17 protein-coding genes and 1 riboswitch are annotated in these 18,946 nt (G+C 36.0%); of the genes, 8 read left to right on the top strand and 9 right to left on the bottom strand.

What is annotated here, in order from left to right; all coding sequences use genetic code 11:
* The first annotated feature begins 69 nt into the window (after window positions 1-69).
* The 6 genes from ACTWP4_RS00980 to ACTWP4_RS00955 all read left to right on the top strand — a co-directional run bounded on the left by ACTWP4_RS00980 (window position 70) and on the right by ACTWP4_RS00955 (window position 11,117).
* Window positions 70-2,805, top strand: a complete 2,736-nt coding sequence (locus ACTWP4_RS00980; RefSeq protein WP_443126892.1) for a choice-of-anchor I family protein — start codon at window positions 70-72, stop codon at window positions 2,803-2,805.
* Window positions 2,806-3,054: 249 nt separating this feature from the next.
* On the top strand, window positions 3,055-3,915 hold the full coding sequence (locus ACTWP4_RS00975; RefSeq protein WP_443126891.1) for an AraC family transcriptional regulator: 861 nt from the start codon (window positions 3,055-3,057) through the stop codon (window positions 3,913-3,915).
* Between the two features lie 74 nt (window positions 3,916-3,989).
* Window positions 3,990-9,569, top strand: a complete 5,580-nt coding sequence (gene pelA / locus ACTWP4_RS00970; protein WP_443126890.1) for a pectate lyase — start codon at window positions 3,990-3,992, stop codon at window positions 9,567-9,569.
* Window positions 9,570-9,585: 16 nt separating this feature from the next.
* A riboswitch (guanidine-I (ykkC/yxkD leader) is annotated at window positions 9,586-9,683 on the top strand.
* Between the two features lie 299 nt (window positions 9,684-9,982).
* Complete coding sequence (locus ACTWP4_RS00965; protein ID WP_443126889.1) at window positions 9,983-10,315, top strand: DMT family transporter; 333 nt, start codon at window positions 9,983-9,985, stop codon at window positions 10,313-10,315.
* Between the two features lie 3 nt (window positions 10,316-10,318).
* On the top strand, window positions 10,319-10,633 hold the full coding sequence (locus ACTWP4_RS00960; RefSeq protein ID WP_443126888.1) for a DMT family transporter: 315 nt from the start codon (window positions 10,319-10,321) through the stop codon (window positions 10,631-10,633).
* Window positions 10,634-10,745: 112 nt separating this feature from the next.
* On the top strand, window positions 10,746-11,117 hold the full coding sequence (locus ACTWP4_RS00955; RefSeq protein WP_443126887.1) for a hypothetical protein: 372 nt from the start codon (window positions 10,746-10,748) through the stop codon (window positions 11,115-11,117).
* Between the two features lie 315 nt (window positions 11,118-11,432).
* Here the strand turns inward: ACTWP4_RS00955 and trhA are convergent, their stop codons facing one another.
* From trhA to ACTWP4_RS00940, 3 genes are all read right to left on the bottom strand, one after another.
* Window positions 11,433-12,080 carry a PAQR family membrane homeostasis protein TrhA gene (gene trhA, locus ACTWP4_RS00950; protein ID WP_443126886.1) on the bottom strand — a complete coding sequence of 216 codons (648 nt, stop codon included), beginning with the start codon at window positions 12,078-12,080 and terminating at the stop codon, window positions 11,433-11,435.
* Between the two features lie 142 nt (window positions 12,081-12,222).
* Window positions 12,223-12,327: an LPXTG cell wall anchor domain-containing protein gene (locus tag ACTWP4_RS00945; protein ID WP_443126885.1), complete on the bottom strand. Its 105-nt coding sequence runs from the start codon at window positions 12,325-12,327 to the stop codon at window positions 12,223-12,225.
* A complete protein-coding gene (locus ACTWP4_RS00940) occupies window positions 12,303-12,599 on the bottom strand; it encodes a hypothetical protein (RefSeq protein WP_443126884.1) in 297 nt (98 codons plus the stop codon). Before ACTWP4_RS00940 ends, ACTWP4_RS00945 begins: the two co-directional genes overlap by 25 nt.
* Window positions 12,600-13,033: 434 nt before the next feature.
* On the opposite strand from ACTWP4_RS00940, the gene ACTWP4_RS00935 reads away from it, so the two are divergent.
* A complete protein-coding gene (locus tag ACTWP4_RS00935) occupies window positions 13,034-13,951 on the top strand; it encodes an LCP family glycopolymer transferase (protein WP_443126883.1) in 918 nt (305 codons plus the stop codon).
* Window positions 13,952-14,104: 153 nt separating this feature from the next.
* Here the strand turns inward: ACTWP4_RS00935 and ACTWP4_RS00930 are convergent, their stop codons facing one another.
* From ACTWP4_RS00930 to ACTWP4_RS00915, 4 genes are all read right to left on the bottom strand, one after another.
* Window positions 14,105-14,644 carry an NUDIX hydrolase gene (locus ACTWP4_RS00930; protein ID WP_443126882.1) on the bottom strand — a complete coding sequence of 180 codons (540 nt, stop codon included), beginning with the start codon at window positions 14,642-14,644 and terminating at the stop codon, window positions 14,105-14,107.
* Window positions 14,645-14,654: 10 nt separating this feature from the next.
* Window positions 14,655-15,137, bottom strand: coding sequence for a hypothetical protein (locus ACTWP4_RS00925; RefSeq protein ID WP_443126881.1), 483 nt, complete (start codon window positions 15,135-15,137; stop codon window positions 14,655-14,657).
* Window positions 15,138-15,157: 20 nt separating this feature from the next.
* Window positions 15,158-15,619, bottom strand: a complete 462-nt coding sequence (locus tag ACTWP4_RS00920) for a flavin reductase family protein (RefSeq protein ID WP_443126880.1) — start codon at window positions 15,617-15,619, stop codon at window positions 15,158-15,160.
* Window positions 15,620-15,763: 144 nt separating this feature from the next.
* Complete coding sequence (locus tag ACTWP4_RS00915) at window positions 15,764-16,063, bottom strand: HesB/YadR/YfhF family protein (protein ID WP_443126879.1); 300 nt, start codon at window positions 16,061-16,063, stop codon at window positions 15,764-15,766.
* A 478-nt stretch (window positions 16,064-16,541) separates the two neighbouring features.
* Here ACTWP4_RS00915 and ACTWP4_RS00910 point away from each other — a divergent pair, with 478 nt between their 5' ends.
* Complete coding sequence (locus ACTWP4_RS00910; protein ID WP_443126878.1) at window positions 16,542-17,096, top strand: hypothetical protein; 555 nt, start codon at window positions 16,542-16,544, stop codon at window positions 17,094-17,096.
* Between the two features lie 373 nt (window positions 17,097-17,469).
* Here the strand turns inward: ACTWP4_RS00910 and ACTWP4_RS00905 are convergent, their stop codons facing one another.
* Together ACTWP4_RS00905 and ACTWP4_RS00900 are read right to left on the bottom strand one after the other, a co-directional pair.
* A complete protein-coding gene (locus ACTWP4_RS00905) occupies window positions 17,470-17,829 on the bottom strand; it encodes a response regulator (protein ID WP_443126877.1) in 360 nt (119 codons plus the stop codon).
* A gap of 161 nt (window positions 17,830-17,990) precedes the next feature.
* Window positions 17,991-18,893: an ArsR/SmtB family transcription factor gene (locus tag ACTWP4_RS00900; protein WP_443126876.1), complete on the bottom strand. Its 903-nt coding sequence runs from the start codon at window positions 18,891-18,893 to the stop codon at window positions 17,991-17,993.
* Window positions 18,894-18,946: the final 53 nt, after the last annotated feature.

Below are 18,946 nucleotides of genomic sequence, written 5' to 3'. Positions count from 1 at the left end.
ACTATTAAAATATGCAATTAATGATGAAGAAGTAGAATGGTAGAAGAAAATGGAAAAAGGAGTGGAATAATGAAGAAAATTGTAATCGCTATTTTATGTATTTCTTTTTTTCTATCAGTAAATCCGATCATGACTAACGCATTATCAGATGTAACATATTATTCTGAAAACGAAGATTCATTAGCTGTCAAATGGCTTGGCCGCTATTCCAGTCAAGCGCCAATCGATGATGGAGGAACGGAAATCATTGCCTATGATCCGAATACATATTTAGCCTACTCAGTAAATGGATCTGAGAAAACACTTGATATTATTGATTTATCTGGACTAGCTAATGGCGAAAAAGAAATTCCGTTAGTGGAAAGAATTCAGCTAAGTGATTTTGGTGTAAACGCAGGAGATTTAACGAGTGTAGCTATTGCCCCAGATAGCAGTTATATTGCTATAGCTGTACCAGCCGAAAATAAAGTAGATAATGGCTATGTTGTGTTTATGTCTACAGAGGGAGATGTATTAACAACTGTTGAAGTTGGTGCTTTACCAGATATGGTTACTATTACACCTGATGGCAGTAAAGTATTGGTCGCGAATGAAGGAGAGCCTAGTAAGGATTATGCAGTAAATCCGGAAGGCTCAGTATCAATCATAGATGTTTCCAATGGTGTGAACGAAGGTGATATTTTAACAGCGACTACCGCAACATTTTCTGATGAGATAGTAGCGGACGACGTAAGAAAAGTGCATCCTAATAGTACTTATCCAGAAGATTTAGAGCCAGAGTATATTGTTGTCGATAAGGCAAGTCAATACGGTTATATTGTTTTACAGGAAGCAAATGCTATCGCAAAACTGGACATCCAATCAGGTGAATTCCTTACAGTAAAAAGTTTAGGGTATAAAGACTTTTCATTGCCAGTAATTAAACTAGATGCGTCTGATAAAGATGATGCAATAGATATTCGCAATTGGCCGGTGTTATCCATCTATCAACCAGATGGTATGGATTTAGTAGATATCAATGGGAAAACTTATCTTTTAACTGCTAATGAAGGAGATACGCAAGATTGGGATGGTTTCTCGGAAGAGGTGCGCGTGAATGATCTTGTGAAAGATTATCAATTAAATGCAGACCTTTATCAAGGGTATAACCAAGATGAATTGAATCAACTCATCGAGAAGGGCCTTTTTGAAGACGAGCAATTAGGAAGATTGAAGACTTCGATTTCCCACCCGAAAAATGAAGAAGGAAAATATGAAGCAATCTATGCATATGGTGGACGTTCCTTTTCTATATGGGATGCAGAAACATTAGAATTAGTATATGACAGTGGTTCAGAGTTTGAAGAAAAGATTGCAGCATTTCAACCAGAATATTTCCATAGCAACAATGATGAAGATAGTTTTGAATCAAGAAGTGATGACAAAGGTGTCGAACCTGAAAGTGTCATAACTGGAGAGATTAATGGAGCAACTTATGCCTTCACGGGATTAGAACGACAAGGAGGTATCATGGTTTACAATATGTCGAATCCTGCCTCCCCAAGCTTTGATAGTTATTTTACTTCGAGAGTTCTACAGGGACTAGAACAAGATGTAACAGAATCTAGTGGTGATGTAGCACCTGAAGGTTTAACTTTTATTCAAGCAGAGGACAGTCCTACTGGGAATCCGGTTTTATTAGCAGCACATGAAGTGAGTGGAACTATTGCTGCATATGAATTAGGAGAATCCTCTGACTCGTCCTTAAGTGAGTTAACGGTAGATCAAGGTGAATTAAATCCAGATTTTTCACCAGAACAATTGGAATATGAGCTGGAAGTGGCGAATAAAGTAGATGAAATCCATATTTCAGCAATGGCACAATCGCCTTACGCACAGGTCCTTGTCAACGGTAATGATCCAGCCGAAGCGGTTGCTCTTAAGGAAGGTAACAATGAAATTATAGTAGAAGTAGAAGCTGAAGATGGCAGTGTTTCAAACTATACTATACATGTAAAAAGGTTATATGCTAGTAAGAGAGAGGAATTGCTAGAGTCTGAAAATGGATTTATATTCCAAACCGATATTTCCAGTTTGGAGCAAAATAGTACATTAAATCTTATTGTCCCTGAGACAGATGCAGAAGCCAAGGAAATTACTATTACACCGGAGCAAGTACAACAATTACGAGAAAAAGAAATTACAATTTCAGTGGAGCAAACAGATTTAAAGGTAACATTTGATGTTACAACTTTTACTGATGATGCACCGGTTACCTTGTTGATCAAAAAATTAGATCAGGACAAATATGAATATAGTAAATTTGCTTTAACAGAAATTTACCAGTTGGAATTTATGCAAGCTAATCAAGCAGTTACTAACTTTGAAACACCTGTCACACTATCTTTTGAACTAACGAAAAGAAATGAGGCAGCTTCTATTTATTATTGGAATAACGCAGAAGAAAATTGGGATCAAATCGGAGGAACACTAAGAGACAATTTGATTACCGCTGAGACAGATCATTTCAGTGTGTTTACAGTATTGGATTCAGCGGCAATAGCTGAAGCTGAAAAGGATGAAGATGGAAATAGTGATGTAACAGATGAACCAAATAATCCAAATGAACCGGTTGAACCAAATGAACTAAATAACACAAAGAATGAAGAACAACCAACGGCTACTCCAACGGATAAAAGCATTAATAAATTACCAGATACAGCAACGAATATGTATACTCTTTTATTGATCGGTGGAAGTCTTTTGCTGATAGGTATGGCCATTGTAGTTATCAGACAACAAAAAAAGAAAATATCTAATGATTAAATCAACCCAAAATCGTCATGATCGAAAAGATCATGACGATTTTTTTCCTTTCATCATTGTCTTAAACTTACCGTGGTCCCTTTACCTCAATTGCTTCGGTCCAGCTACTATGTATCTTTGCAGAAGCTTTTTGCTTTGCTTAATAGCAATCTAGGAATATTATTTCAACAATATTTCATTATCGGAGATGGAAAAAACTATGCTATAATACAGAATGAAAACGTTTTCTAATATAGCGGAGGTGATAGGTTGATAATAGAAAAACTAGTATCTGGAAAAAAACACGTGGACGTGCCTGCTTTCACCATCCAACATAAAGTAGATAATAAAACACCAAAAGACTTTCACTCCCATTCTGGGTATGAAATGGTTTGGGTAAGAAGTGGGGAAGCAAAGTTTATCTTTGAAGAAAAAGTGTTTCATCTCAAGAAAGGTCATGTACTTTTGTTTAACAGTTCAGAGCTGCATAAAGTGAGATTAACAGATAATCAGGCATATGATCGAGTGATGATCATGTTTAACGATGACTTGTTTTGCTATGAGCAGCCTATTTTTCACGAATTTAAACATCTATTAGAGCAACAACCAACACCACACTGTCTTTTACAAATAGAAGAACGAGGATATGAAAATTTTTATCATATTATGCGTCAACTATTACAAGAAGATATGTCCCCGGATAAATGGCAACATCAACATGCTTTAATCCTTTATGTATCAGAGTTATTGCTTTTTTTCAGTCGAGCATTACATACTTCAACGAATCGACTTCTCCATATATCGAACTCTAATCCAGTTCGTACACAAGAAAAAATTTTAAAAGAACTTAATAATCTTTGGAATACCAATTGGCAATTAGAGGATCTTGCCGATAAGTTGCACTTCAATAAGTATTATTTGTGTCACTATTTTAAAAAAGAATTTGGTATGACTATTCATCAATATATATTGCAAAGAAGAATCTATGAGGCGAAGAAGTTATTGCTGGAAACGAACATGCCTATAACTGAAATAGCTTCCCGAATTGGTTTTTCAACAGCATCTAACTTTATTAGATGCTTTAAGAAATATCATCATGTAACTCCAAAGCAATTCCGTAATCAAGCATAACAGGGGAAGGAGGGAATCATTAAATCCTATACTGTTTTTGGATGTTCACTTATTAAGAGAAGGGAGATTAACTAATGAATGGTAAACGAACAGTCAACGTATTTCTCATTTTTATGTTAGTGTTTACTACTGTATTTTCTACAATGCCAGTTACACTGGTAAAAGCTGCGTCAAACTTTAACAACGTTGTTATTTTTGAAGATGATTTTAATGACGATCAAACAGGTGAAGCCCCTGCAAATATAGAAGTGTCAACAGCGGGAGGTGAAGTAACTGTTGAAGATGTACCTGATGCCGATAATAAAAGCGTCTTTCTGAATGACACAAGTGATAGTGATGATGTGCAAATCTCTAAATCATTTGAAGACTTGGAAAATCAGGTAACGATTGAAATGAGATTTATGCAACCAGAATATACAAGTTCGACAAAAGTAATGCGCCTTAAAGGTGACGCTACCTCAGTCATTATCGAAACCAATGATGGTTTTATCGGTTATCGAAATAGCGATGATTCTTATGAGAATTTAGTAGAAGTGCAGGAAGGTGAATGGTACAACATTAAAGTTGAGGTAGATTTAACAGACAAAACTGTTGATACCTATGTTAATGAAGAGTTAAAAGTTGAAGATGCAGCATTTTACGAGGATGCATCGAATATCAATTTTATCGAATCATTTACTCCTGGCAGTAAAGCATTAGGGCATTATATAGATGATCTTCGCATTTCACAGCTAGAGGAAGTGGAACTGCCTCCGGAAACGCCCGAAGCTGAATTTGTTTTTGAACGAGATTTTAATGATGATGTGGTTGGCGAAACCCCTTCAGATGTAGCGGTATCAGAAGGTGGAGGAACAGTAACAGTAGCAGATGTTCCGTCTGCAGATAATAAGAGTGTCTTCCTTGACGATACAAGTAATGATACAAATGTTATTTTAAGTAAATCGGTGGAAGACCTTGGTGGTGTCGTAACGGTTGAAACGTTATTTATGCAGCCTAGCTATACGAGCTCGACGAAAGTTCTACGAATTAAAGGTGATGGTACACCAGTTATTATCGAAACAAAAAATGGTTCGATTACGTATCGCACTGGTGACAACTATCATCCATTGGTGGAAGTTGAAGAAGGGAAATGGTATAAAGTAACGGTTGAAATCAACTTAGACGAGCAGTATGCCAATGTCTATATAGATGATGAATTAGTTCATGAACAAGCTGCTCTTAATGAACCGGCAACAAAAGTTAATTTTGTCGAAAGTTTCACTCCTAACAGTGGAACAGATGGACACTATTTAGATAATTTAAAAGTTGCAGGTGCTATTTATCAAGAGCCTGAAGAAGAGCCTAGTGAACCTGAGCCCGAAGATCCAAGTGAACCAGAAGAACCGGTTGCTGGTAATATTTATGAAGCGGAAGAAGCTGAAATTAGTAATGCAATTATCGATAATAAGCACGCAGGCTTTACAGGTACAGGTTTTGTTGATTACAATCCTAACGCACCAGGTGGTTATATCGAATGGGTAGTGGATGTACCCGCAGATGGTGAATATACATTAGATTTCCGTTATGCTCATGGCAGTACAGATTCACGTCCTGCTCAAATTAAAGTAAATGGTGAAATAGTAGAAGAAGAATTACCTTTTGATTCGACAGGTGATTGGACAGCTTGGAAACATACCAAAATGAAAGCACAATTAACGGCAGGTGAGAATGTTATTCGCGCAACTGGAGTTGGTGCCAGTGGTGGCGCAAACATTGATCATTTAAAAGTTTTGATGGAGTATGATGAAATTTATGAAGCAGAAGAAGCGGCATTAGAAGAGGGTACGGTTATTATCGATAATAAACATACCGGCTTTACAGGAGATGGATTTATCGATTTCAGTCCTAACGCTCCTGGAAGCTGGGTTGAGTGGACGGTCAATGTTCCTGTGGAAGGAGAGTATTTCTTAGACTTCCGTTACGGGCATGGTGGTACAGATCAACGACCTGCAGAAGTTAAAGTAAATGGGGAAATAGTAGAAGAAGAGCTCGCTTTTGCTCCTACTGGTGACTGGGCAACTTGGGAGTATACATCTACTAAAACGGTACTTCAAGCCGGTGAAAATACCATTAGAGCTACTGGAGTTGGATCAAGTGGTGGAGCAAACATTGACCATTTGCGGGTTCATAATCAATCTGAGGCTGGTAATGAAGGGCCGGTAGATGTAGAAGAGTCTGATATTGAAGAAGTAGTAAGTGGTGTTGAACTGAGAAAACTACAAGAGCTGGGTATCGTGGTGAATGAACTTCCAGCAAATGACGAAGCAATTTCAAGAATCGAATTTTTTGCACTAGTGAATCAAGCACTAGGTTATGTTCATGAAGAACAATTCAAAGGTTTGAAGAAGAAAGAAGCTGTTTGGGAGACATCTACTGAAGAATGGTATTCCTATGTACTGGAGGCTGCTGAAGCATTAGGTTATGCCGACCATTTAGTAAATGATAAAAATGTGAATCCAAATGAAACAATCACTGGCGAAGAAGCAGTACAAATTATAGAGTCGGCTTCTGATCAAACTGTTCAATCTTCAAGTGAAACATTAACTTGGGGGGAAGCAAGGGATTTAGTAGCTTTACTAGAAGCGCAAAACGAAAGTGAAACAGTGGACATCGCTGGTGTGCATGCCGTTTCAAATAACCTAATTGCTGTTACATTAAACGGATACTTTGAAGAATTTACGTATGCTGATCTAGAAGTAGTAGTTCCAACAAGAAAGTGGGAGCTATTAGCACCAGGATTTACGAATTTAAATATTGATAAAGCAGCAAAAGCTACCAATAAATTTGGACAAACCGTTATTGTAATGCACAGTTTAGATGAGTGGAATGAGTATGCTGAGTATCCAATAGAATTTGAAGAAACAAGATTCTCAGGTGATTTAGATACTGCTATTGAAAAAGCAGATAATCTATTAACCTGGCAAATGGAGCATGGTGGTTGGACGAAAAACTGGCCACACATCTATACACGTCCATGGGATGGTGAAGAATCACGATCAGAGTGGGTAGAAGATGGTGTCGAGTTAGGTACGATTGATAATGATGCAACCATTTCAGAGCTTCAATTTTTGGCACAAGTCTATCAGGAAACGAAAGATCCGAAATACAAAGAAAGTATTGAGAAAGGTTTAGACTTCCTATTTAAACTACAGTATGAAACAGGTGGTTTTGCACAGGTTTATCCTGAAAGAGGTAACTACTCTGACTATGTAACCTTCAATGATGAAGCAATGGTTAATGTTTTGGAATTACTGGATTTAGTTGCGAAACAGCGTTATCCATTTGATTCTGATTTGATAAGTGAAGAATATGTTATTAAATCGAAGGAGTCCATTGAATTAGGGGTTGACTACATTTTAAAAGCGCAAATTGAAGTGGATGGTAAATTAACCGCATGGTGTGCTCAACACGATCCATTTACGTATGAACCGAGAGAGGCGCGTTCATATGAGCATCCATCTATTTCAGGGTCAGAGTCAGTCGGAATTGTTCGTTATTTAATGTCTCGTCCACAGACTGAGGAAATTAATGAAGCGGTATTGGCGGCATTAGAATGGTTTGATGAAGTTAAATTGGAAAATACAAGATATGTTAGTGGCGATCCTAATAATGAATATTTTGTAGAGGATCCGAATTCAACAGCATGGTACCGTTTTTATGAGATCGGTACAAATAAACCGATTTTCTCTGGTCGGGATGGTGTGATTAAACATGACATTATGGAAATAGAAGCAGAACGAAGAGATGGTTATTCCTGGGGTGGTCACTGGGCAACTCAGCTGTTAGAAATCATGCAAACGACAGGTGATTATACAGACAAAGTATTTGTTCAAGTAACAGGTACCAACTCTGTTGATCCAAATGGCAAGACTCTAGAGCAAGGTGAAATCAAAGTACTGGAAGGACAAACAAAACAAATGGATGAGATCGAAAGTCATTTAGTTGTCGCAAAAGATGGATCAGGCGATTACGAAACGGTTCAAGCTGCTATTGATGCTGTACCTGAAAATAATCGTAATCCTGTTACCATTTTTGTGAAAGATGGTACGTATAAAGAAGTTGTCACAATTCCAACTAATAAACCATTTATTACATTATTAGGTGAAAGTAAAACAGATACGATTATTACGTATGATAATTACGCTGGTCGTGATAATGGTGTAGGCGGAACGATGGGTACAAGTGGTAGTGCTAGTGTTTATTTGCGAGCAGATGATCTCCGGATCGAGAATTTAACGTTGGAAAATTCATTTGATGAAAGTGCCAATGTCGAAGGGCAACAAGCGGTAGCAGTGTACGCCAGTGGTGATCGTCAATATTTCAAAGATGTACGTTTTATCGGTAACCAAGATACGTTATATACACGTTCAGGTACTCAATACTATGGTGATGTGTATATTGAAGGGGATGTTGATTTCATTTTTGGCGCTGCAAGCATTGTAATTGAAGATTCTGTTATCCATTCACTGGATAGAGGTTCAGACTCTAACAATGGTTACGTGACGGCAGCGAGTACATTACTTTCTGATAAATACGGGATGTTAATTAAAGACAGTAAATTTACAAGTGATGCGCCTGCAGAAACAGTTTATTTAGGAAGACCATGGCCTGCTGGCGGTAATCCGAATGCAATTGGAAGTGTCGTCATTATGGAAAGTGAACTTGGTGAGCATATTAAACCAGAAGGCTGGACATCGATGAGTGGTTTACAACCTGAAGATGCACGGTTATATGAGTATAAAAATAAAGGACCAGGGGCAGTAATAAATGAGTCGCGTCGCCAATTAACAGATGAAGAGGCTGCTGATTGGACAGTACAAAATGTATTAAAAGGCTGGGATCCATATGCATTAGATCCAATCGAGGAGCCTGAAGAGGAAGATCCAGATGAGGATTCAGATGAAGAACCAGAAGAGGAGCCAGGTAAAGATCCAGAAGAAGAGAATCCGGGTGATGATGAAGAGTCACCAGGAGAAGGATCTGAAGGAGATCAAAATGGTGAAGAGTCAGGAGAAGAATCCCCTGAAGATGAAAATGATGGTAAGAACGAATCCGCTAATGAAATCGTTGTCGGATTAGGTGAAGAAAAAGAAGTAGCAGCAGATATGGAAATTTCTATTGCTGATACTCAAACGAAAGTGATTTTGCCAAGTGACTTACCAGAAGGAACTACTTTAGTTGTTCAAAAAGCGGAGCCGCAAAACTTAGGGGATCTGGAAGTAGCAGGTGATGTATATACGTTTGAATTTTCATTCCCTGAAGGTTTTGAAGACTATACTGGTGAATTTCAATTAACGATGGGTCATGATGAAGATAATGAAAATGTAGCGATCTATTATTATAATGAAGCGACAAATAGCTGGGAGCATATTGGTGGTAAAGTAAGCGATGGTGTCGTGACTGTAACAGTAGAGCACTTTTCAACCTACGGCGTATTAACAGCCGAAGATGATGAACAAACAGCAAATGATAATGAAGAATCAGATGATGGTAATGGCTTACCAGACACTGCAACAAATATCTTTAATTGGTTATCTGCAAGTGGATTACTGTTCGTGTTGGGTGTTAGTCTATTATGGATTACTAGAAAAAGAAAGCAAAAAATGGTACAATAAATTCAAATAATATATGGTAACTGTTTTCTAGGGTTCCGCAACGGCATGTTGGACTGGTCCAAGAGAAAACACACAGTAACTACTGTGACACGGAAGGACAAAAGCCTGGGAGATTTTATTCTCTCAGGCTTTTCTTTTTTTAGAAGTCAAGAAAATATATAGGTGCACATCAAACATTAATGGAGAAGCTAGAGATTTACTTTCTTCCAATTTCGCTGGCTTGGCTTTAGTTAACTTTATAAAGAAGAGTACTTCATAAAGTGGATCTTCAGCTCTTTCCCACAGAAGGGAACTCATACGATTCAAAGCGCGAGCACTCTTAATTTAATAAGCATGGGAGAAAGTCGCCCTATGAATGTTTTCGTTGGTCCGCAGTCGTTATTAGTGTTAATAAAACAAGAGGGGGAATTTTCATGTTAAAGGAATGGTTAAAGATCATTATTGCAGCTGTTTTTGAGGTGTTGTGGGTTATTGGATTGACACATGCTAATCAAGTATTAGAGTGGATTGGTACGGTTATTGCTATTGTTATTAGTTTCTATTTTTTGATCATGGCTGGAGAAAAAATAGCGGTGGGAACGGTTTACGCCGTTTTTGTCGGTTTAGGTACTGCTGGTACGGTAGTATCTGGTGTTTTCTTTTTTGATGAAGAAATAAGTATAGCTAAAATAGCACTTATTTTTCTTTTATTAACAGGGATCATTGGAGTGAAATGGACATCAGAGCCAGAAAAGGAGGAAAGGTAAATCATGGAATGGATAGTACTAATTGTTGCAGGGCTATTTGAAATGTTTGCTGTTATGATGATGAACCACTGGCATCGACAGAAAACAAAGACAGCCTTTTGTTTAATGATTGCAGGATTTCTTTTAAGTTTTTTATTTTTGGCGATCGCACTAGAAACCATACCAATGAGCATGGGTTATGCAATATGGACAGGTATAGGTGCAGCAGGTGCTGCTATTATTGGTATTTTATTTTACAATGAATCCAAAAATTCCAAGAGAATTTTCTTTCTATCATTAATTATATTATCAGTTATTGGGTTAAAATTACTAGGTTAATTCTTTTTTCGACAAAATATGATAAAAATATAAGAAATATATAGTTAAAAATCCCTATTCATGATATAGTTATTAAGGGTTGCAAAAGAATTTATAAGTCAGGAGGATTGATATGAAATTCAGTGAAATTATAAAAAGTATCAACCATGCTACAGATAATCTTGATTTAGTGACATCCAGACGTTATATAGAGGAAAACCTTGAATTATTAAAAGAAAAAAGACATTTGTTAAACCATAATGCACGCGAGTTATTAAATTTTATGGTCAAACGTCAGGAATCTGGCTATAGAAATTTAGAAAAAAGGGAATTAGCAGCTATTAAAGCAGTTAATTCATATGCTGAACAATTTGATGTGAGAGGTATTAAGTTAATCGTGAAGGATAAGCCACATCTTTTTATGGAAAAAGAAGCATTAAATTTCTTAACAAATGATTCGAAAGTAATATTAATCGGAATGGGTGTTTTGCAAAAGGAAGCTTGATGAAGACTGAGCGAAGATATCGTTCAGTTTTTTTATTACGGTGCTAATCGTCCGTAAAACCCCACTGATGGAAGTCTCACTTTATAGTTTATTGCTCTCTCCCGCATTGCCCACACAGTAAGGCTCGCTTTCTAAATAGTCTCCAGTTGCAGCATTTAAAGACGTAGCGGTTTTTTTAGCATTTTATACATATCAAAAATTCCACTGTTCCTATTACGCAATTGAAAAAACCGAGCGATAACAATTTCTAATAGTAGAATTCGCATAATCGTTCGGTTTTTACCAAATCACTTTTGTCCCAGCCTCTAAAAATTATTATTTAATTGGCAATACATATAGTAATACAGCGAAAAAGTGGGCTATTGATCCTGCTAAAACAAACAAATGCCATAATGCGTGGTGGTAATTAAATCCGCGCCAAACGTAAAAAATAGCACCGACTGTATATAATACTCCACCTATGACTAAAAGTTTCATACCATTGGGGTGCATGTTCTCGACAAGTGGTTGCCAAGCAAATATAATTAGCCACCCCATTATCACATAAAGTATGGTTGAAAAGAATAAAAACTTTTTGACAAAAAAGGCTTTAAACACTGTTCCGCCAATGGCAAGTCCCCAGATAATACCAAATAAAGTCCAGCCTTCCCAGCCGCGAATAACCACTAATAAAAATGGTGTATAAGAACCTGCGATAAAGAAATAGATCGATGAGTGATCCAATATTTCAAAAACATTTTTTGCTTTTCCTTTTGGAAGACTGTGCAACAGTGTAGAGGATGTGTAAAGAAGTACCATCGTAACACCAAATAATGTAAAACTTACGATATGCCATACTGTGCCGTGTAATGATGAATAGACGATCAAAATAACTAATCCGGCAATGCTTAATGCCATCCCAATTCCATGGGTAATGGAATTAGCGACTTCCTCTTTAACTGAAAATTCATGAGTAGACCCCATTTTGACACATTCCTTCCATAATTCAAAAAATTTCTGTTATTATTATCTGCCTTTTGTTATGTAAATGCAAGGATTCTAGGTTTTGAAAATGAAAAATCCTTGGAGATATCAATACACTCCAAGGATTCTCTCGATTCATAAATTATACTTCTTTTCGTCTGGACATTACCAATGCCACTATACCTGATAATGTAAGTAATAAACCTGCTAAAAGCCAGTTTGTTATATTGGTTGCGGTATCCGGCAATGCTTCATATTGATCGGAATCGGATTCTGTCTTGTTATTTCCTGGAGTTTCCGATTCATCTTTCTGCTTTTCTCCTGAACGCCAGCAAATAGTTGAAAGTCATACAGTTCACTTAAGACATCATTGCGTTTCATCGTAGTCACTTCATTAAAAGAAAAGGTAATGTTTTTACCATATGATTGTAAGAGTTGTACAGGAAGAGTAACGGATACTCGTCCATAGTTTAATTGAAGGCTAGCATCATGTTCTAATTGGGTGATTACTTCTTTCACAATCTCTACTTTTTCTTTTGCTAAATCATAATTATAGCTTTGATCCTTTTTGGTAAATATATCCTAGCATTAATTAATCACTAAAGTGATTAATTTTTTAGGGTTTTAGCAGATTATATTTGAAGGTGAATATATCTAATTCAAGTATAAGTTCACATAATAGAAGTGAATAATAACTAGACGATAAGGTGATAAAGTTAATAATTGGTCTGTAGGCATATTTATTACTGTGCTAATCGTCCGTAAAACTTCGAGTAAATCAAAAAAGTTAAGTGATGGATAACGGATGCTAACACCCTGATGGAAGTCTCGCTTTATATACAAATAATTTGATGAATTGCTAAAATATTCAAGAAGTAGTTTTCTTTTCTTAGGTTAATTGTGCTATAATGTTGGAAGATTATATATAAAATGAGATAGGATGTTGATTGAGAGTGGAAACTAGATCAAATCGAAGAAAATCGAAAAAATGGTGGATATTAACACCACTTATTATACTGTTGGTTATTGTTTTAGCTGTAGGTGGATATGTTTGGTCGATTGTGAATGATGTAGAGGATACATTCAACACCAAAATGCATGATCCGATAGAATCAATAGATTTAGAGAAAGTAAAACAAAAAACAGAAGATGCTGAGCCACTAAATATATTATTATTAGGTGTCGATCAGCGTGCGAATGATTCGGGTCGTTCTGACGCCTTAATGGTATTAACATTAAAACCGGAAAAAGAAGAGATGCAGTTAGTAAGTATTCCACGAGATACTCGTACTTTAATTGTTGGAAGAGGTAATGAAGATAAAATTAATCATGCCTATGCTTTTGGTGGTCCAGATATGGCAATACAAACCGTCCAGAATTTTTTGGATATTGAAATAGATTATTTTGTTCGTATTAATATGGAAGGTTTAAAAGAGTTAGTTGATGAAGTAGGAACTATCACTGTTAACAATGACATAGAGTGGAGTGACGGCAAGTACCAGTTTACCAAAGGTCCAGTTGAAATGGATGGAGATAAAACACTTGCATATGTAAGAATGAGAAAACAAGATCCAGCTGGTGACTTTGGAAGGACTGATCGTCAACGAAAAGTAATTCAAGCGATTATTAATAAAGGTGCCAGTGTAGCAAATATTACAAAAGTGGACGAGTTAATTGATATTATGGGAAATAACATGTCCACCAGTCTTGATTTTAATGCAATGAAATCCTTGCTGAATGGTTATACCAATACAAGAAAAAATGTGACAAGTTATCGAATGAAAGGATCAGGGACAAATATTGGTGGTGTATATTATTATATTGTTCCAGATGAAGAAGTAGCAAAAGTAAGAGAAATGATCAAAAGCTAAAGTCTAAACGGGCTTTAGCTTTTTTTGATATCTTATGGACAAAAAGTTAGAAAAAGGGAAGGAATGTCTGACGGACAGAATATAGGGAAAAGTGAAAACAGTGTCCGCAATTATATACAGTCTTTGCAGACACTGCTTAAAAAAGGATTATCTTTAATTAGAGGTCGTACTTAAATATCTCGCCCAACAAGCGAGTCCGGCACCGTGACGAAAGACACCTTGTTCTACAAGTTGGCAAAAATCTTGGATACTAACTACTTCAACCTCGATGTTCTCCAGTTCATCTAAGAATTGATCAGCTACTTTCGTTACCTTTGAAGCGAGAAATAGATGGATTTTTTCGGTTGTGGAACCTGCAGACGGATAGAAATAATCAAGTGAATGCCATTCATCTGTCTGATATCCCGTTTCTTCTAGCAGTTCTCTTTTTGCTGCGAGAAGAGGTTCTTCGTCTTCTTCGATCATACCTGCAGGAAATTCAAGTTCAGTAGAATGTAATGGATGTCGGTATTGTTTTAACATTACTACATTATTATCTTCCGTGATAGCTAAAATGCAGACACCGTCACGAAATTCAATATATGAAAAATTTTGTGTCTGCTCATTTGCAAGCAATACTTCATCAATTGTTATTTTAAAACGATCTATCTGGGTTGTAGAGCTATGGTTTATCTTCCATTCATTATTTGCCAATGTGATTCCCTCACTTCCTTTGTTTTGGGTAAATCGTAATCATTCGATACATGAGAACATATAACAACACTAAACCAACAAAAAAAGCAATAGAAGTCGCTAGTGGGGTGTAAAATAACAGGTGATAAATCATTAATGGCCACAGTAACGCAAAGGAAGTCATTTTCCATAATTGTTGATACGCTAATTTTCGCTGCAGTAACCATTTCAGTATCCATGAGCCAATTGCCAATATGGATATACCGGTCACAACTATGAACATCATAAAGAAGGGATAAAAAACAATAATTTGTAGTAAGAATTGGCTGAAAGATATGTGAGATTGGCCGGATTCAAAATTTGCTACCATTATAATAACATTCGGTAGGAAGCTAATAAAGAATAAGAGAAAAAGATAGACGAGTGTATCCCTCATACTAACGCGATTTAGCCAAAACATAGATTCTTTTTTAGGTAGTATTGCGCATTTTTGTAAGATTGCAAGAATTGCCATGACTTTCCTCCGTACTTGCTTTATTCATCCGAGATTCTTTTGTATGCACTGTTATAATAAAGAATTGGATTGCCTTCGTTTATTTCAATTTCATCTACTTCTGCAATAATCAACAGGTGATCTCCAGCTTCCACCGTATTGACTACAGTGCACGCTAATGTAGTAAGTGCATTAGCAATCACAGGTATCCCATCTAATTCAGCGAAATCTTTAAATTCTTTTTCGATTTGTTTGGCAAAAATCATAGATATTTCTTGTTGCTCTTCCCGTAATATACTGACTCCGAATCGTTTGATTTTATCAGCATTTTGGTGAAAATTAGTTTTAGAATCAAGTGAAATAGTGATTAGCTGTGGATCCAGAGATACAGACATAAACGCATTCACCGTCATCCCTTGTATATCATTATCAAATTCCGATGTAACGACAGTGATTCCTGTTGCAAATTTACTCATCGCTTTGCGAAAAATTTGTTTGTTCATCGACTAAAGCCTCCTTCGTTGAGCATATTACTATTTTATTAAGTTCGCTTTTATTTTAACATAAGTTTATTATCTTTCGTTGTAATAGGTTTTAAGAAGAAGGCAGTTTTACAATAAAAAAGAGCGGGGAACATTCCCCACTCTTTATTGAATTTCTTCATAGTCATATGCAACTTCATCCAGCTTTTCATCATAGTCTACAATTAAGTTATAACCTTCAAAATACCATGCATCTGTATCATCAATAAAAAAAGTAATACCATCTTTTTCAGTAGTTGTAATCGTTTCCCCCATTGGTTCATTTAGTGCGAAGGCTAGAGAAAAGCCTTCATGTATTGGACTATAGCCACCATATTTAGCTTGAAATTTAATTGTATTTCCATCGCTGACCTCTACGTCATCTTTAAACCATTGTAGAGCTTGATCTGATACTTTGATTTCCATGTGTATGCACTCCTTTAATTACACAAAATAACTCTCTTTAAACTATTCCCAATATTTATCTTTCTTACACTTTATTATCATAAACCAAATAAACAATTCTGGAACTATTTCCTGGGAAATTGTCGAAAATATGTAAAAGACGCTAATCTTCTCATGAGCGCCTATTACCATTAAGAAATGGATTTAAAAAGTAAAGTGTTTTCAAGGTGTATATACTGATAAGTATTTTTGCTTGCTAATCTTGCATAGGTAATTCGAAAAGTATTACATGCTCCTTCTGGTAATGTAGAGTCATTGTGTTACAAATACTGTATCAAAAAGAGAGGATTATATTTGTGATGCAAATCACATTGTCAAAAGAATTTGTTTTTGTTTAATTCAGAAAATTGATTTACTCATCGTTTCACTTTACTCTAATTTTTGTTATACTAATGAAAGCAAATTCTTGTATCGGTATGAAACTAAAGGTGGTGTAAAGATGGCAGTGCAATATACGAACTTTCGCGGAGATGAATACTTCCTACATGTTAGAAAAACTAGCAAAGGTAATCCAGCATATTATTTTAAAAAAGATGACCCTAACACTTCGATTGATAGTATTCCAGAAGGTTATGTAATATATGAACACCCTAATGGAAGAGTGTTTTTAACGAAGAAGTCCAAACGGAAAATAACTGAGGAAGAAGTGCAATTAATTAAAGAGAGCATGGAAACTAATAGTCCGATCAAGGATTATAAATTGGATATTAGACAGAAAAGTATATATTTGTACACGTATGAGAACCCAGTACCGTTTGATGAAAATCCTGTAATTGTAGAGGCTTTATCAGATCCAAAATATAAAACATATGATGCACAGTTATGTTTTACATTGTTAGACAAACATACAAGAGCATTTCAAGTAGAGCGGAAATCCTATACTGGCGAAAAAGACGATCAATGGCTCTTTTTAGAAGAATCTACCGATTTAAAAGGGTTAGCAGATAAATATGTCCAACACCTTGGACAAGAAAGTTATTATGAGCTATTTTAATAAGAAAAGCTTGGCTAATAAAAAAAGCCAAGCTTTTCTTATATGAAGATTATAGATTAAAAATGTGCACCAAATACATAAACTATGAAGTAACGTGTACATGGATTTGCTCCGGCAGAACACTGCGCTTTTACCCAAGTGGCATAAGTCAACATCTGCTCAAGCAAGCTTGCTTAGTGTATCCTATACCGTGGGTATGGCTTCGGCTAACTTGGTAAAGAAAATCGCTTTACCAAGTGGATCTTCAGCTTGCGCTTTGCCCACAGGAGTCTTCGCAGTGTGTCCTAGCACTTATCAAAAAAAGATGGAAGGAAGTAATTATAAAAGGATTTGTTTAGTACATTGCAAAAAAGGGTGATTCCCTTAGTTTTTCCTAATCTAACGTATTATCCATGATTTGTATCAGCTTATTAAAATGTGGTTTGATAATAAAGTCCTTCGCACCATAATGCAATGCTCTTGTTACGTTATCATGAGTAGCAAGGGAAGAAGATATAATAACATTGGCATCTTTGTCTATTTCTCTAATTTTTTTTAAGGCGTCCAAGCCATTTGATTCAGGCATAACGATATCTAAAATAATAATATCAGGTCTGTATTGTACATATTTTTTTACAGCTTCCAAACCGGTTGATGCCTCGGCAATTATTTGGTAGTTACTCATTTCAATCTGTTGTTTCAACCAATGTCTCATGAAGCGAGAATCATCTGCAATGATTACTGTTCTTTTCATAGGATTCCCTTCCCTTTTTTCTGCGTTGTATCATTAATCGACAATATTTTACTTTTATTTTAAATGAACTATTAGCTTCTGTGAAGTAATTTTTTTCTTTTAGTTTTACCTGAAAAACCCGTTTCAATAATTATTGAAACGGGTTCAAGTCTTTTAAACTACTAAATATAATATAATTTAAAGTTAATATCCTGATCATGGTTTCCGAATTCTCTGCCGAAAAGTGTGACACCACCGACGTGTTCAGCATCTTCTTTTACTTCTACTCTGAATTTCCATCCATCTACAGTTGTGTCTAAGTCACTAATGGTTACGTCTGACATCGGTTCCCCATCCATATAAGTACCATGTGATGTAATACGAATCGTTTTTAATAGTCCATATTGATTAATGTTATGTGGCCACCAGTCAGGAGTGTATTTGCCTCTGGTATCAGCAAAATCACCAGGGCTTTGCCAAGAGCCTAACTCGATATTGTTTAAAGTAAACGTAATATCAGACGGCCATACTTCGTTTGAGAATGGAAACTCCGATGAGATTTCAAAGCTGATATCCATCTGTTGTAATTGATCTTCTTCTTGTAAAAAGTTAGGAGTTTTATACTCGATAAAACCTTGTGTAAACCACAATATGCGTGCATCCATCCGTTTAGGGTCCATAAAATATTTTGTTTGATCTACTGGACCAACAAAGTCTTTGCTAGTTGCTAAACCACATGTCGGTACAACTTGATAGTCAGTATAATGACCAATAGGCACTGAAGTTTCGTATGTAGCAAATGAATGATAGATTTTTTTGGGAAAGTTCACTTCGATGTGGTCTACTTTTAGTATGGAGATTCGTTGTAAGCCTGATTTTCCTGGAATCTTCTCTGTTCTGATAATACCAGCTTTTTCTAATTTCTCAATATGTTTTGTCACAATCGGGCTACTAATCCCCAAAACACTGGAAAGTTCTTTAATATTCATTTTATTTTTCGATAATAATTGAATGATTTCTAATCTAACTTGACTTGCTAGCGCTTCATATACAGGTAAAGATAATTTATCTATTTCTAATTGCATAATTCTCACCAACTACTTTCTATTACTAATTAAATTAATTTTATTATCACATA

Source organism: Gracilibacillus sp. D59 (genome assembly GCF_052246695.1).
Classification (GTDB): domain Bacteria; phylum Bacillota; class Bacilli; order Bacillales; family Amphibacillaceae; genus Gracilibacillus.
The sequence above is the reverse complement of the archived record's forward strand: the minus strand, read 5'-3'. Positions and strand labels throughout refer to the sequence as shown.